Here is a 14684-nt window from a genome sequence, read left to right on the forward strand (position 1 = left end):
TATACAGCGTTCCCGGCCAGGGGTGAGGGGATGCGCGCAACCGTTGCACGCTCGCTGCACGGCCGTTCACTCCGGCGTGACCGTGCCGTCGGAGAGGCCGTCGTGGAATCCCTGTACGAGTTGTTCGCCGAGCCGCCCCGCCAGGCGCAGCGCGTCCTCGAACTCGGCGAGCGCACGGAAGCGGTGCCCGTAGGCCTGCTGTTGCGCCAGGGGCAGCCGGGGCAGCTGGAGCCGGCGTACGTCGAGCCGGGTGGCGGTGGAGGCGTGGCTGCTGGCGCGGCGGGTGTTGGCGGTGCCGCGCAGGAATCCGGCCAGGAACCACGGGTCGAGGGCGTCGGGGTCGGGGCGCAGCAGGGCCAGGCCGCGGCCCGGTACCGCGCCCGCGAGGGCTTCGCCCACGACCCGGGCGATGGCGGCGCCGCCGACGAGGGGGACGAGGACGTCGCCGGGCGCGGTGAGCACGGGCTCGTCGGCGGTGGGCACGAGGGTGCCGGAGGGGCCGTTCCCCGTGTAGATGTCCTGTTCGGTGAGGACGGGGGCCGTGCCGGTGCCGCCGCCGGTGCCGGTGTGCAGCTCCAGGGCTCCGGCGCGGGCGAGTTCGCCGACGGTGGTCATCGGCGGCCGGGCCGGTCCCCCGGCGGGCGCCGCGGCGGGCGGCGGGGTGAGCCGGGCGGCCCGTCCGAGGGTCTCGCCGAGCCGCTCGCGCACGGCGGTCAGTTCGGCCGGACCGCCCCCGGCGGCCGGCGGGGGCAGGTGGCGGGCGGGGGTGAGGTCCACGTCGTCGTCCAGCAGCTCGATGACGGGGACGACGCGGACGGCGCCCGGCTCGTCGGCGAGGGAGCCGGTGCGGTCGTACGTGCTCCAGGCGTCCGCCACCGCGCCGTGCACGGCGGACCAGGCGGAGCGCAGCGGGGTGTCGGCGGCGAGCGCCGCGGTGTCGACGAGCAGCAGCCCGGCCGGGGGCGCCGCCTGCGGGGCGGGCCGGCGCAGCACCCACAGGTGCAGCGGGATCCCGTACGGGGGCGCGGCGCCGGCCGGGAGCGCGACGACGGCCCGCAGGGCGCCGCGGCGCAGCAGGTCGGCCCGGATGCGGCGGCCGGAGCGGCGGGCGGCCACGGCGGGCGGCATGAGCAGGACGGCGGTGCCGCCCTCGCGCAGGTGGGCCAGGGAGTGCTGGACCCAGGCGAGTTCGGATTCGGTGCGGGCGGGGAAGCCGTACTCCCAGCGCGGGTCGTAGGCCAGTTCCTCGTGGCCCCAGCCGCGTTCGTTGAACGGCGGGTGGCAGAGCACGGCGTCGACGGTGTCCTGGGCGAAGGCGTCGGCCCGCAGGCTGTCGGCGGCGGCCGCCCGGACCCGGGGCGTTCCGTTCAGGGCGAGGCGCAGGGCGGCGAGGGCGGCGAGTTCGGGCGCGGAGTCCTGCGCGTACAGGGCGGTGGCGCCGGGGACGGCCCGCAGCAGGGTGCCGGTGCCGCAGGCGGGGTCGAGGACGGTACGGGCCGAGGGACCGGCGAGGGCGGCCATGAGCCCGGCGAGGCCGTCCGGGGTGAGCGTGTACTGGCGGGGGTTGGCGTCGAGGTGGCGCCCGAGGAGGAACTCGAAGGCCTGGCGGGCCCCGAGTTCGGCGGCGAGTTCGGCGGCGGCCCGCAGCAGCGGCATGGCGGCCGGGCCCGGCGGGATCTCGGCGAGCGCGTGGCCGGGGCCGAGGCGCGCGGCGAGCACCTGGTCCAGGACGGGCCGCAGCAGGGTGGCCATGCGCGCGTCGGAGACGGCGGTCAGCTCCAGCCAGTCGGCGGGCCGGTCCCGTACGACGAGCAGGGCGCCGCCCGCATTGACGAGTGCGGCGACGGCGCCGCCGGGGTGGGCGGCGATCTGCTGCCAGACGCGTTCGCGCAGCGGGACCTCGGCGAGCTTTCCCTGGGCACGCAGCCAGCGCTCCACCTCGTCCAGGGAGAAGGAGGGGCTGGTCTCGGTGCCGCCGACGGGCTTGGGGAAGTCGGCGTGGCGGCGCCGCCAGTTGCTCACGGCCGCGCGGCCGACTCCGGCCAGGCGGGCGACCTCGGCCGCGGTGACCTCTGCTGCGGCGTTCTCCTCGGACATGCCGGGGAGCATACCCGCTCACACCCGAGAGACCGATTCACAGCGTGAACTCAGAAGTACTCGCGAATCATGTTGACCCGGTTCACAAGAATCTGCTGTGATCGACACGTCTACACCCGCCGGATCGCCGCGATCCGAAATGGGCGGAATATGATCTTCCGCTTCTCCTTTAGTCTCTTTTTACCCACTTTCAGCTGTCCCGGAGAGTCCCCATGCGCACCGCTCACCGCTTCACCGCCACGGCCGCCCTCGCCTGCGCCGCCGCCCTCGGACTCACCGGATGCTTCGCCTCCGGCCCGTTCGCGGACCTCTCCGGCTCCGAGGTGGCGGACAAGTCCGTGGACACCCTGCGCGGCGCCGCCTCGCTCACCGTCAGCGGCACGGTCCGGGACGAGGGCAAGCCGGTACAGCTGGACATGGCCGTCAGCAAGAGCGGCGACTGCCGGGGCACGATCGCCGGGCCGGAGGGATCCTTCGAGCTGATCCGCAACGCCGAGTCCGTGTTCATCAAGGCGGACGAGCCCTTCTACCGCTCGCAGATGAAGGACCTGCCCAAGCCGGAGGCGGACGAGGCGGTCAAGCAGCTGGCGGGCCACTGGCTGAAGTCGAAGGCCTCGGACGCCGACGCCAAGGACCTCGCCTCCCTGTGCGACCTGGACGAGCTGCTCAAGGAGTTCGACGACAGCAAGGGCGCGGAGAAGGGCAAGGTCACCTCGGTCGCCGGCCAGAAGGCCCTCACCCTGACCACGAAGACCGACGAGGGCACCGAGACGCTGCAGGTCGCCACCGAAGGCACGCCGTACCTGCTCAAGGCGGGCATCACCGGCAAGGAGCCGGCCGAGATCTCCTTCTCCGGCTTCGACGAGCCGGTGAAGACCGAGCTCCCGGCCGGCGAGAAGGTCGTGGACGCGGACAAGCTGGGCTGAGCGGCGCACGCGCGAACGGCCGTGGCCGGGAACCTGTGAGGTCCCCGGCCACGGCCGTTCCCGTCGTCACCGCGCCCGGCGCGGCCGCCACGGCCCCTACGAGCCGAGGATGGTGGTGAGGAACTCCCCCGTCCAGGCCAGCAGTTCCCGCCCGACCACCGGCTTCCCGCCGATCCTGCCCGCCTTCGGGCGCGGGACCAGCACCTGCGAGGTGGCGGGCTTGAGCACCGTTCCCGGATAGAGCCGCTTGAGCCGCAGCTCCTGCGACTCGCGCAGTTCCACCGGACCGAACCGGACGTTGTTGCCCTGGAGCGTGATGTCCCCGACCCCGCAGGCCCGGGCCAGCATCCGCAGCCCGGCCACCAGCAGCAGGTTCTCCACCGGCTCCGGCAGCTTGCCGTAGCGGTCGGTCAGCTCCTCCCGTACGGCCTTGATGTCCGCCTCGGAGGTGGCCGAGGCGATGGACCGGTACGCCTGCAGGCGCAGCCGCTCGCCCGGCGCGTAGTCGTGCGGGACGTGCGCGTCGACCGGCAGCTCGATCTTGACCTCCAGCGGCGGCTCCTCCTCCACCTCGCCCTCGACCGCGGCCCGGTAGTCGGCCACGGCCTCGCCGACCATGCGGATGTAGAGGTCGAAGCCGACGCCCGCGATGTGACCGGACTGCTCGCCGCCGAGCAGGTTGCCCGCGCCGCGGATCTCCAGGTCCTTCATCGCCACGTACATGCCCGCACCCATCTCGGTGTGCTGGGCGATCGTCGCGAGCCGCTCGTGCGCGGTCTCGGTCAGCGGCTTCTCCGGCGGGTAGAGGAAGTACGCGTACCCGCGCTCGCGGCCGCGCCCGACGCGGCCGCGCAGCTGGTGCAGCTGGCTCAGGCCGAAGTTGTCGCCGCGTTCCACGATCAGGGTGTTGGCGTTGGAGATGTCGATGCCCGACTCGACGATCGTGGTCGACACGAGCACATCGAACTTCTTCTCCCAGAAGTCGACGACGACCTGCTCCAGGGCCTGTTCCGTCATCTGGCCGTGGGCCGTCGCGATCCGCGCCTCGGGCACGATCTCGCGCAGCTTGGCGGCTGCCCGGTCGATGGACTCGACCCGGTTGTGGATGTAGAAGCACTGGCCCTCGCGCAGCAGTTCGCGGCGGATGGCCGCGCCGATCTGCTTCTCCTCGTACGGGCCGACGAAGGTCAGGACCGGGTGGCGCTCCTCCGGCGGGGTGGTGATCGTCGACATCTCGCGGATGCCGGTCACCGCCATCTCCAGGGTGCGCGGGATCGGGGTCGCGGACATGGTGAGCACGTCCACGTTGGCGCGGAGCTTCTTCAGCTGCTCCTTGTGCTCCACGCCGAAGCGCTGCTCCTCGTCGACGATGACCAGACCGAGGTCCTTGAACCTCGTCTCCTGCGAGAACAGCCGGTGCGTGCCGATGACCACGTCCACCGAGCCCTCGTGGAGACCTTCCAGGGTGGCCTTGGACTCGCTCTCGCTCTGGAAGCGCGAGAGCGCCTTCACCTTGACGGGGAACTGGCTGTAGCGCTCGGAGAAGGTGCCGAAGTGCTGCTGCACGAGCAGGGTCGTCGGGACGAGGACGGCGACCTGCTTGCCGTCCTGGACCGCCTTGAACGCGGCTCTCACGGCGATCTCGGTCTTGCCGTAGCCGACGTCGCCGCAGATCAGCCGGTCCATCGGGACCGACTTCTCCATGTCCTCCTTGACCTCGGCGATGGTGGTGAGCTGGTCGGGCGTCTCCGCGTAGGGGAAGGCGTCCTCCAGCTCGCGCTGCCAGGGGGTGTCCGGCCCGAAGGTGTGGCCCGGGGCCGCCATGCGCGCGCTGTAGAGCTTGATGAGGTCGGCGGCGATCTCCTTGACCGCCTTCTTGGCGCGCGCCTTCGTCTTGGTCCAGTCGGCGCCGCCGAGCCGGTGCAGGGTCGGGGCCTCGCCGCCGACGTACTTGGTGACCTGCTCCAGCTGGTCGGTGGGGATGTAGAGGCGGTCGCCGGGCTGCCCGCGCTTGGCCGGCGCGTACTCCACCAACAGGTACTCGCGGGTGGCGCCCTGCACCGTGCGCTGGACCATCTCGACGTAGCGGCCCACGCCGTGCTGCTCGTGGACGATGTAGTCGCCGGCCTCCAGGGTCAGCGGGTCGATGGTCTTGCGGCGCCGGGTCGGCATCCGGCCGAGGTCCTTGGTGGCGGTGCGCTGGCCGGTCAGGTCGGTCTCGGTGAGGACGGCCAGGCGCAGCACCGGGTCGACGAAGCCGTTGTCGAGCGAGCCGCAGGCGACGTGGACCAGGCTCGGCTCCAGGACGCGCAGTTCCGGCTCCAGCCGGGCCGCGATGCCCTCGCCGCCGAGCACCTCGACGGTACGGGCCGCCGGGCCGTGGCCCTCGGTGAGGTAGACGGTGTGCCAGCCGTCGGCGATCCAGCCCTTGGTGTCGGCCAGCGCCCGGGCGGTGTCGCCGCGGTAGGCCTCCGGGGCGTGCATGCCGAGCTTGAGGGTGTCGCTGCCGCCCGCGCCCGCGTCGGCGGCGAAGGGGGACACCGACCACCACATCATGTCCAGCTCGCGGGCCCGGTCGCGGACATCGGCGATCCCGCGGAGCGAGGCCGCGCCGACGTCGATGGGGGCCTCGCCGCCGCCCGCGGTGGCCGCCCAGGAGGCCATCAGGAACTCCTGGCTCGTCGCCACCAGATCGGCGGCCCGGGTCCGGACCCGCTCCGGGTCGCAGACCACGGCCATCGACCCGGCGGGCAGCACGTCGATCAGCAGTTCCATCTCGTCGACGAGGACCGGAGCGAGGGACTCCATGCCCTCCACGGCGATCCCCTCGGCGATCTTGTGCAGCAGCTCGCCGAGTTCGGGGTGGGCCTCGGCGAGGGCCGCGGCCCGCTCCCGTACCGCGTCGGTCAGCAGCAGTTCACGGCAGGGCGGGGCCCACAGCCCGTGCTCGGCGATCTCCAGGGAGCGCTGGTCGGCGACCTTGAAGTAGCGGATCTCCTCGACCTCGTCGCCCCAGAACTCGATGCGCAGCGGGTGTTCCTCGGTGGGCGGGAACACGTCCAGGATGCCGCCGCGCACGGCGAACTCCCCGCGCTTCTCGACGAGCTCGACCCGCGCGTACGCGGCGGCGGCCAGCGCCTCGGTGATCTCGCCGAGGTCGGCGCCGCCGCCCTGGCGCAGGCTGACCGGGACCAGGTCGCCGAGCCCCTTGACCTGCGGCTGGAGCACGGACCGGATGGGCGCGACGAGCACGCTCACCGGGCCCGCCGCCGGGTCGTCCTTGCTCGGGTGCACCAGGCGGCGCAGGACGGCGAGGCGGCGGCCCATGGTGTCGCTGCGCGGGCTGAGCCGCTCGTGCGGGAGCGTCTCCCAGGACGGGTAGTCCACCACCTCGTCGGGGGGCAGCAGCGAGCGCAGCGCGGCGGCCAGGTCCTCGGCCTCGCGCCCGGTGGCGGTGACCGCCAGCACGGTCCGCCCGGTCTGCCGGGCCAGCGCGGCGATGGCGAAGGGCCGCGCGGCCGCGGGGCCGACCAGGTCCACGTGCATGCGCTTGCCGTCCCCGGCCGCGGTGACCGCCTCGGCGAGGGCGGCATCACGGGTGACGGCGTCGAGCAGTCCGTGCAGGCTCATGAAAGAGGCTTTCCGTCCGGTGAAGGTCTGAAGGGCGAAGGTCTGCGGTGCGGTGGTGCGGGGTGCGGGGTGCGTTGCGGTGGTGCGGGGTGCGGGGGCAACGCGAAGGGCCCGACACGTCGCACGGGCCGGGGGTTCCACCCTACGACGACGCCCCTCGCGCCGCTTTACGATGTTCTTGTTCTGACTGTCCGAGCTCGCCGTGTCGTCTTCCGCCGGGGAGACACTGCCCCCGGAGGAGCACGAGTCCGTGACGAGCGATGCGATAGCCCGCCCGGCGCCGGTGGTACCGGCATCCGCGAAGCCGGACCGGTACGCCTGGGCACCGCCCTGGCTGGTGGCCGCCGGGCTGTTCGCCGTCTACCTCATCCTGTCCGTCGGCCGGTTCCGGCGGATGGACTGGGCCTCCTGGGACCTGGGGATCTTCGAGCAGGCGATCCGCGCGTACGCGCACCTCCAGGAGCCCGTCGCCGACCTGAAGGGGCCGGGGGCCAACATCCTCGGGGACCACTTCAGCCCGATCATCGCGCTCGTCGCCCCCGTCTACCGGGTCTTCCCCGGTCCCCTCACCCTGCTGGTCGTGCAGTCGGCGCTGTTCGCGCTGTCCGCCGTGCCCGTCACCCGGGCGGCCGTACGGTTCCTCGGCCGGGCCCGCGGGGTCGCCGTCGGCATCGCGTACGGGCTGTCCTGGGGCATCCAGCGGGCCGTGGAGTTCGACTTCCACGAGATCGCCTTCGCCGTGCCCCTGCTCGCCTTCGCCCTGGAGGCGGTGCTCGCCCGGCGCTGGCGGGCCGCCCTCCTGTGGGGGCTGCCGCTGGTCCTCGTCAAGGAGGACCTCGGCTTCACCCTCGCCGCGCTGGCCGTGGTGGTGGCCTGGCGGGCCCGCGACAGCAACCGGCGGATCGCCGTGACCGCGCTCGGCGTCGCCGCCGCGGCCTGCGTCTTCGCCGTCCTGGTGTTCACCGTCGTCATACCGGCCTTCGCCACCGCGGGATACGGATACTGGGACAAGATCGACGGGGCCGGTCCGCTCGGTGGCGTCGGCACCAAGCTCACCACCCTGGCCTGGGTCCTGGTCCCCACCTCCGGGCTGCTCGCGCTGCGCTCGCCGCTGCTCCTGGTGGCCGCGCCCACCCTCGGCTGGCGGTTCCTGTCGGGGGACGACCACTACTGGTCCACCGACTGGCACTACAGCGCCGTCCTCATGCCCGTCGTGGCCCTCGCCCTGGTCGACGCCATCGACGCCGTCCGGTGGAGCGAGCGGCCCCGGCTGCGCTCGTACGCCCAGCAGCTGCCGGCCGCGGTGCTGGCCGCCGCCCTCGCCCTGAGCGCGACCGCCATGCCGACGGCCAAGCTCGTGGAGGCCCGTACGTACGAGAAGCCCGAGCGCGTCACCGCGATCGAGCGGCTCCTGGACCGGATTCCCGACGGGGCGACCGTGGAGGCGGACACCACCCCGCTGACCCGGCTGACCTCGCGCTGCCGCGTGCTGTGGATCGGCGGCAGCAAGGGCGTGGTCCCCGACTGGATCACCATCGACAACTCCTCGAAGTGGGCCGGCGAGGACCCGACCGGTTACGCCTCCCAGCTCCACCCCGGCGAGCGGTACGCCCTGGTGGGCGAGGCCGGCGGCATCGTCCTGATGCAGCGGCAGTGACCGGGGGCCGCCCCCGGGAACGACGCCGGTCCGGGACCCCGAGGTCCCGGACCGGCATTCCCCCGAACGAACGCGAGCCGGTTACTCGCTCGCGATCGCGTTCAGTACGTTCATCCGCCCTGCCCGGAAGGCCGGGACCAGTGCGGCGAACAGGCCCACGAAGGCCGAGGCGGCGAACACCCCGAGGATCGTCGGCCACGGGATCTCCAGCACCTTCAGGCCCTGGAGCGCCAGCAGCTGCTGGGCGCCGATCCCCCAGCCCATGCCGAGCCCGAGGCCGAGCACGGCGCCGAAGAGGGCGATGACCACCGACTCCAGGCGGATCATGCGGCGCAGCTGGCGGCGGGAGAGGCCGATGGCGCGCATCAGGCCGATCTCGCGGGTCCGCTCGACCACCGAGAGGGCCAGGGTGTTCACGACGCCCAGGACCGCGACGATGATCGCGAGGCCGAGGAGCCCGTAGACCATGTTCAGCAGCTGGCCGACCTGGTCCTTCAGCGCCTGCTTGTAGTCGGTCTGGTTGCGCACCTTGTACTGCGGGTACTCGGCCATCGCCTTCTTGACCGACTCGTACACGGTGGCGTCCGACTTCCCGTCCTGCGCGCTGGCCAGCAGCATGAAGGGGAGCGGCAGCTTGTCGGCCGGGACGTTCGCGCGGGCCGTCTCGGTGCTGATGTACTTCATGGTCTTGTCGAGGTTGCCCTCGTCGCTGGTGATCGCGGCGACCTTCAGCTTGACCGTGCTGCCGCCGGTGAAGGCGACCGTCAGCGCGTCGCCGACCTTGACCCCGTGCTTCGTGGCGTACTCGGAGCCGACCGACATCGCGTTCGCCCCGTACGCCGCGGCGTGCTCGCCGGCGACCATCTTGCGCCGGATGTCCTTGGCGTACGTCGGGTCGGTGGCGCCGAGGCCCACCTCCTCGAAGGTGCCGTCGGGGGCGGTGACCTTGGCCGGCACCTCGCGGTAGGCGGTGACGTGGTCGAGGCCCCCGGTGGCGCGCAGGGCCTGCTCGGCCTGCGGCAGTACGGGCTGGCCGGTCTCGGAGTTGACGATGTAGTCCGCGCCGACCGACTTGTCGAGCTCCTCGGTCGCGGAGGCCACCATCGAGGAGCCGACCACCGACAGGCAGGCGACCAGCGCGAGGCCGATCATCAGCGCGGCGGCGGTGGCACCGGTGCGGCGCGGGTTGCGCAGGGCGTTGCGCTCGGCGAGCCGGCCCACGGACCCGAAGGGCCGCAGCACCACGCCGGACAGCACCCGCACCACGCCCGCGGCGAGCAGCGGGCCGATCACGATGAAGCCGATGAGGCTGAAGACGACGCCCAGGCCCAGCCAGAGCGAGCCGGGTCCGGCCTTCTCGGCGGCGGTGGCGAGGTAGAGCCCCGCGCCGCCGATGCCGGTGAGGACCAGGCCGAGGACGGCGCGGACCACGCCGGCCTTCTTGTCGCCCGGGGTGCCGGACTCGCGCAGCGCGGCCATCGGGGAGACCTTGCCGGCCCGGCGGGCCGGGATGAAGGCGGAGACGACGGTGACCTTGATGCCGAGGTAGAGGCCGATGACCGGGGTGGTCCAGGCGATCGTCAGGTCGTCGGTGGACAGGTGCATGCCCATGGAGCCCATGAGCTCCATCAGCCCGACGGCCAGGCCCACGCCGGCGCCGATCCCCAGGACCGAGCCGACGATCCCGAGGAGGAACGCCTCCAGGACCACGGACTTCAGGATCTGCCCGCTGTCCGCGCCGATGGCGCGCATCAGGCCGATCTCGCGGGTGCGCTGGGCCACCAGCATCGAGAAGGTGTTGAAGATCAGGAAGATGCCGACGAGGAAGGCGATACCGGCGAAGCCGAGCATCACGTACTTCATGACGTTGAGGAAGGAGCCGACGTCCTTGCGGTTGGCGTCCGCGGCTTCCTTGGCGGTCTGCAGCTTGTAGGTGTCCGCGCCGACGGCGGCGGCGATGTTCTTCTTGAGCTGCTCGTCGCTCACCCCGTCCTCGGCGGTGACGTTGACGTGCGTGAAGGAGCCGGGGGAGCCGAGCAGCGACTGCTGCGAGGTGGCGGTGTCGAAGTAGACGATCGCCGCGCCCGGGTTGGTCACGGTGAAGGTGGCGATACCGCTGATCCTCGCGCGGATGTCACCGGTGATGGTGATGGTGCGCAGTTCGTCACCGAGCTTCAGGTGGTGCTTCTCGGCGGTGTCGGCGTCGACCATCACCTCGGTCGGGCCGCGCGGAGCGTTGCCCGAGGTGATCTTCATGGACTTGAGCTCGTTGTCGTTCCAGTTGCCCGCGATGGTGGGGGCGCCGGTGGTCGAGCCCATGTTCTCGTTCTTGGCGTTGACGACCGTGACCGCCATGGACACGACGCCGCCCTCGGCGCCCTTGACGCCCTCGGCCTTGCGCACCTGCTCGACGACCGAGCCGGCCAGGGTCTCGGGGCGGCCGCGCTGCGGGGTCTCCTCCCCCGCCTCGGCCTCCTTCGGGCTGACGGTCACATCGGAGCTGGTGACGGCGAACAGCTTGTCGAAGGTGGTGTTCATGGTGTCGGTGAACACCAGGGTGCCGCAGACGAAGGCGACGGAGAGCATGACCGCGACGGCGGAGAGCGCCATCCGTCCCTTGTGGGCGACGAAGTTGCGCCGCGAGGTCTTCAGGACGGTGTTGCTCATGAGGTCCGCCCGCGCGCGTCGAAGTCCTTCATGCGGTCCAGGACCTGGTCGGCGGTGGGACCGTACATCTCGTCGACGATCCTGCCGTCGGCCAGGAAGATCACGCGGTCCGCGTAGGAGGCGGCCACCGGGTCGTGCGTGACCATGACGATTGTCTGGCCGAGCTCGTCCACCGAGCGGCGCAGGAAGCCGAGGACCTCGGCGCCCGCCCGGGAGTCCAGGTTTCCGGTCGGCTCGTCGCCGAAGATGATCTGCGGGCGGGCGGCGAGGGCGCGGGCGACCGCCACGCGCTGCTGCTGGCCGCCGGAGAGCTCGGTCGGGCGGTGCTTGAGGCGGCCTGCGAGGCCCACCGTCTCCACGACCCGGTTCAGCCACTCCGCGTCGGGCTTGCGGCCCGCGATGTCCATGGGGAGCGTGATGTTCTCCAGGGCGTTGAGCGTGGGCAGCAGGTTGAAGGCCTGGAAGATGAAGCCGATCCGGTCGCGGCGCAGCTGCGTGAGCTTCTTGTCCTTCAGGCCGGTGATCTCGGTGTCGTCCAGGTGGATCCGGCCGCTGCTCACCGTGTCGAGACCGGCGAGGCAGTGCATCAGCGTGGACTTGCCGGAGCCGGAGGGACCCATGATCGCGGTGAACTGGCCGCTCATGATGTCCACGTCCACGTCGTCGAGGGCGACGACTCGCGTCTCCCCGGAGCCGTAGGCCTTGACGACCTTTCGTGCCCGGGCCGCGACGGCTGCATGCCCTCCAGTACCCCCGTGCCTGGTTTCGGTCATAGCCGTTGTCACGGTCTTTCTCCCTCTTCGAATGCGTGCGTCTGCGTCGGTGTGCGACTGTGCGCTCGTCGCCGTCATGAAGTCTCGGCCGGACGGAGGTGCGGCGCGCTGGTGCCCATCGCCGTATCCGCCCGGGGGTTAACCCCACCCCCCGGCCCGTGGTGCGTAGGTTCCAGTCAAGGAGAGTTCCGGGCGGCCCACCTCCTCCGCCGGGAGGAACGGCCCCTGGCCCGTTGTGCGGAGGGCCCCCTAGGGGATCTGCACCGTTCGGCGTACGGACTCTGGGGGATACCGCCCCGCACGCGGCGGTGAGATGGTGTTCCCCGCGGTTACGTGCAGGGGGAAGGAATCTCGGTGGCAGCGGCGGAGAGCACGGGCGCGGGCCCCGACGGCATACCCTCCGGGCCCGCGGCCGATACCCCCGGGGCCGGGGTTCCGGCCGGGAACCGGCCCGGCGCCGCACCCTCGGCCGGGCCGGCCGAGGGGCCGTCGGCCCCGGTCGTCGCCTCGCTGATGCTCGGCATGGCCCTCGTCGCCCTGGACAGCACCGTCGTGGCCACCGCCGTCCCGCAGATCGTGGGCGACCTCGGCGGATTCTCGGTCTTCTCCTGGCTCTTCTCGGGCTATCTGCTCGCGGTGACCGTCACCCTGCCCGTCTACGGGAAGCTGTCCGACACCTTCGGCCGCAAGCCCGTCCTGCTCTTCGGCATCGGCCTCTTCCTCGTCGGTTCGCTGCTGTGCGCGGCCGCCTGGAACATGGCCGCCCTCATTGCCTTCCGCATCGTCCAGGGCCTGGGCGGAGGCGCCCTCCAGGGCACGATCCAGACCCTGGCCGCCGATCTGTACCCGCTCCGGGACCGGCCTCGGATCCAGGCCCGGATGTCCGGCGTCTGGGCCACCTCGGCCGTGGCCGGCCCGGCGCTCGGCGGGCTGCTCGCCTCGTACGCGCACTGGCGGTGGATCTTCCTGATCAACCTTCCGCTGGCCGGGCTCGCCCTGTGGATGATCGCCCGTCACCTGACCGAGCCCGTACGGTCGCCCGGGCGCCGGGGGCCGGTCGACTGGGCGGGGGCACTCGCCGTCTTCGCCTGCGGCGGACTGCTGCTCTTCGCCCTGGTCCAGGGCGGGGTCGCCTGGCCCTGGCTGTCCGCGCCCTCGCTCGGCCTGCTGGGCGCGAGCGCGCTGCTGGCCGCCGTCGTGGTCCGGGTGGAACGCCGGGCTCCGGAGCCGATCCTGCCCGGCTGGGTGTGGCGCCGGCGCACCATCGCCGCCGTCAACCTGGCCATGGGGGCACTCGGCCTGCTGATGGTCGCCCCCATGGTGTTCATGCCGACCTACGCGCAGTCCGTACTGGGCCTCGGCCCCGTCGGCGCCGGCCTGGTCATGTCGGTGATGACCCTGAGCTGGCCGGTCACCGCAGCCTGCAGCCAGCACGTCTACCGGCGGATCGGCTTCCGCAACACCGCGGCCGTCGGGATCGCGCTCGCCGCCGTGATCCTCTTCTCCTTCACGCTGCTGCCCCACCCCGCCCGGCCCTGGCAGCCCGCACTGGTCATGCTGCTGCTGGGCGGCGCCCTCGGCCTCTTCCAGCTCCCGCTGATCGTCGGGGTCCAGTCCACCGTGGGCTGGGCCGAACGCGGGACGACGACGGCCTCGGTGCTGTTCTGCCGGCAGGTCGGCCAGAGCGTGGGCGCCGCCCTGCTCGCAGCCGTCGCGAACGCCACGATCGCCGCGCGCCTGGCGGATGCCCCCGTACCCGGCCTCCCGGAGCACCTGGACGACGTGGCGAAGGCGCTGGAGCGGCCGGAGCTGCTGCCCGCCGCTGCCGCCGGCTACCTGCGCGAGGCCGTGGCCGCCGCCGTGGAGCACATCTTCCTCGGCGCGACGGCGGCCGCCGTGGCGGCGCTGCTGGTCCTGCTGCTGGTGGCGCCGCGCCGGTTCCCCGTCCTGCCGGAACTGCGCGAGGAGCAGGAGGAGTAGCCCGTGCGCGGAGCGTCGCCTTGTCATGGCCGGGCCATTGAGTGACCCTCGTGCCAGGACCGTTTCCGGGGGGACGACGACATGGCATCCGCACTCTGCGCACTCGCGTTACTGGCCGCGCTGGCCGGCCCGATCTGCCTGCGGCTCGGCCGCAGTCCGGGCTTCGTCACCGGCCGCGACGGCCGCCTCTCCACCTCGACGGCGCTCGCCCTCGCCTGGACGGTGATCCTGGTCTGGCTACTACTGGCGATCCTCGGCTACGGGCTCACCGCGGGCGGCGGCATCGCGTACTTCCGGGGCGCCGACGGCCCGCTGTCCACCCTGACGACGGTGTACCTGCCGCTGCTCGGCGGCCCGTACGTGGCGCTGATCGCCGCGAAGGCGGTCGTCGGCCTGCGCGTGGAACACGGCAGCATGGCCAAGCCCGCCGCGCGGCCGACGGTGTCGGGCCGGCGGCCGCTGCGGGAGCTGATCGCGAACGACAGCGGGCGCACCGACCTCGTCGACCTCCAGTACGTCGCCCTCAGCGCGGTCACCATGCTGTACGTGGTGCTGTTCTTCCTCGCGGACGTGGGCGGCGGACTGCCGCGCCTGCCCGCCGAGATGTGGGCCCTGACGGGCGCCCCGGCGGGCGCGTACCTGGTCAACAAGATGGCCGTCCGCGCCAACCCGGTGATCACGCACGTCGCGCTGGAGGACGGCCGCCTGACGGTCGAGGGCGGCGGCTTCACCCCGGACCCGGCGGGCCCGCCGCCCCTCCTCACCGTCGACGACACCCCCCTCCCGGCCCGGGTCGACCCCCTGACGGGCGCCCTGACCGCCACCCTCCCGGCCCCGGGAACACCCCCGTTCACGGTGGTCGTCACGGCGCGCGGCCTGCGCAGCGACCCGTACCGCTACGAGTCCCCCGCGAAGCCGGCCGTCCCCGCCCAGCAGCAGCCGGCGGGCTGACCC

8 protein-coding genes are annotated in these 14684 nt (G+C 72.6%); 4 read left to right on the forward strand and 4 right to left on the reverse strand.

The genetic code is table 11. The features are described 5' to 3' along the window. Nucleotides 1–66: 66 nt before the first annotated feature. A complete protein-coding gene (locus ACXNSR_RS15850) occupies nt 67–2097 on the reverse strand; it encodes an N-6 DNA methylase (RefSeq protein ID WP_458642656.1) in 2031 nt (676 codons plus the stop codon). A 212-nt stretch (nt 2098–2309) separates the two neighbouring features. On the opposite strand from ACXNSR_RS15850, the gene ACXNSR_RS15855 reads away from it, so the two are divergent. Further along, on the forward strand, nt 2310–3023 hold the full coding sequence (locus ACXNSR_RS15855) for a hypothetical protein (protein ID WP_458642657.1): 714 nt from the start codon (nt 2310–2312) through the stop codon (nt 3021–3023). Between the two features lie 96 nt (nt 3024–3119). On the opposite strand, the gene mfd is transcribed toward ACXNSR_RS15855, so the two are convergent. Further along, on the reverse strand, nt 3120–6653 hold the full coding sequence (gene mfd / locus ACXNSR_RS15860) for a transcription-repair coupling factor (protein WP_458642658.1): 3534 nt from the start codon (nt 6651–6653) through the stop codon (nt 3120–3122). Nucleotides 6654–6903: 250 nt separating this feature from the next. Between mfd and ACXNSR_RS15865 the strand changes: the two genes are divergently transcribed. Further along, nucleotides 6904–8310 carry a DUF2079 domain-containing protein gene (locus ACXNSR_RS15865; RefSeq protein ID WP_458642659.1) on the forward strand — a complete coding sequence of 469 codons (1407 nt, stop codon included), beginning with the start codon at nt 6904–6906 and terminating at the stop codon, nt 8308–8310. Between the two features lie 81 nt (nt 8311–8391). Here ACXNSR_RS15865 and ACXNSR_RS15870 read toward each other — a convergent pair whose 3' ends face one another. Together ACXNSR_RS15870 and ACXNSR_RS15875 are read right to left on the reverse strand one after the other, a co-directional pair. Beyond that, complete coding sequence (locus ACXNSR_RS15870) at nt 8392–10977, reverse strand: ABC transporter permease (protein ID WP_458642660.1); 2586 nt, start codon at nt 10975–10977, stop codon at nt 8392–8394. After that, complete coding sequence (locus ACXNSR_RS15875; RefSeq protein ID WP_458642661.1) at nt 10974–11750, reverse strand: ABC transporter ATP-binding protein; 777 nt, start codon at nt 11748–11750, stop codon at nt 10974–10976. Before ACXNSR_RS15875 ends, ACXNSR_RS15870 begins: the two co-directional genes overlap by 4 nt. A gap of 354 nt (nt 11751–12104) precedes the next feature. On the opposite strand from ACXNSR_RS15875, the gene ACXNSR_RS15880 reads away from it, so the two are divergent. Together ACXNSR_RS15880 and ACXNSR_RS15885 are read left to right on the forward strand one after the other, a co-directional pair. Beyond that, nucleotides 12105–13730: an MFS transporter gene (locus tag ACXNSR_RS15880; RefSeq protein WP_458642662.1), complete on the forward strand. Its 1626-nt coding sequence runs from the start codon at nt 12105–12107 to the stop codon at nt 13728–13730. An 81-nt stretch (nt 13731–13811) separates the two neighbouring features. Further along, entirely contained in the window at nt 13812–14681 is an 870-nt protein-coding gene (locus tag ACXNSR_RS15885; protein ID WP_458642663.1) for a hypothetical protein, read from the forward strand. Nucleotides 14682–14684: the final 3 nt, after the last annotated feature.

It is taken from the genome of Streptomyces sp. NC-S4, from assembly GCF_054353315.1.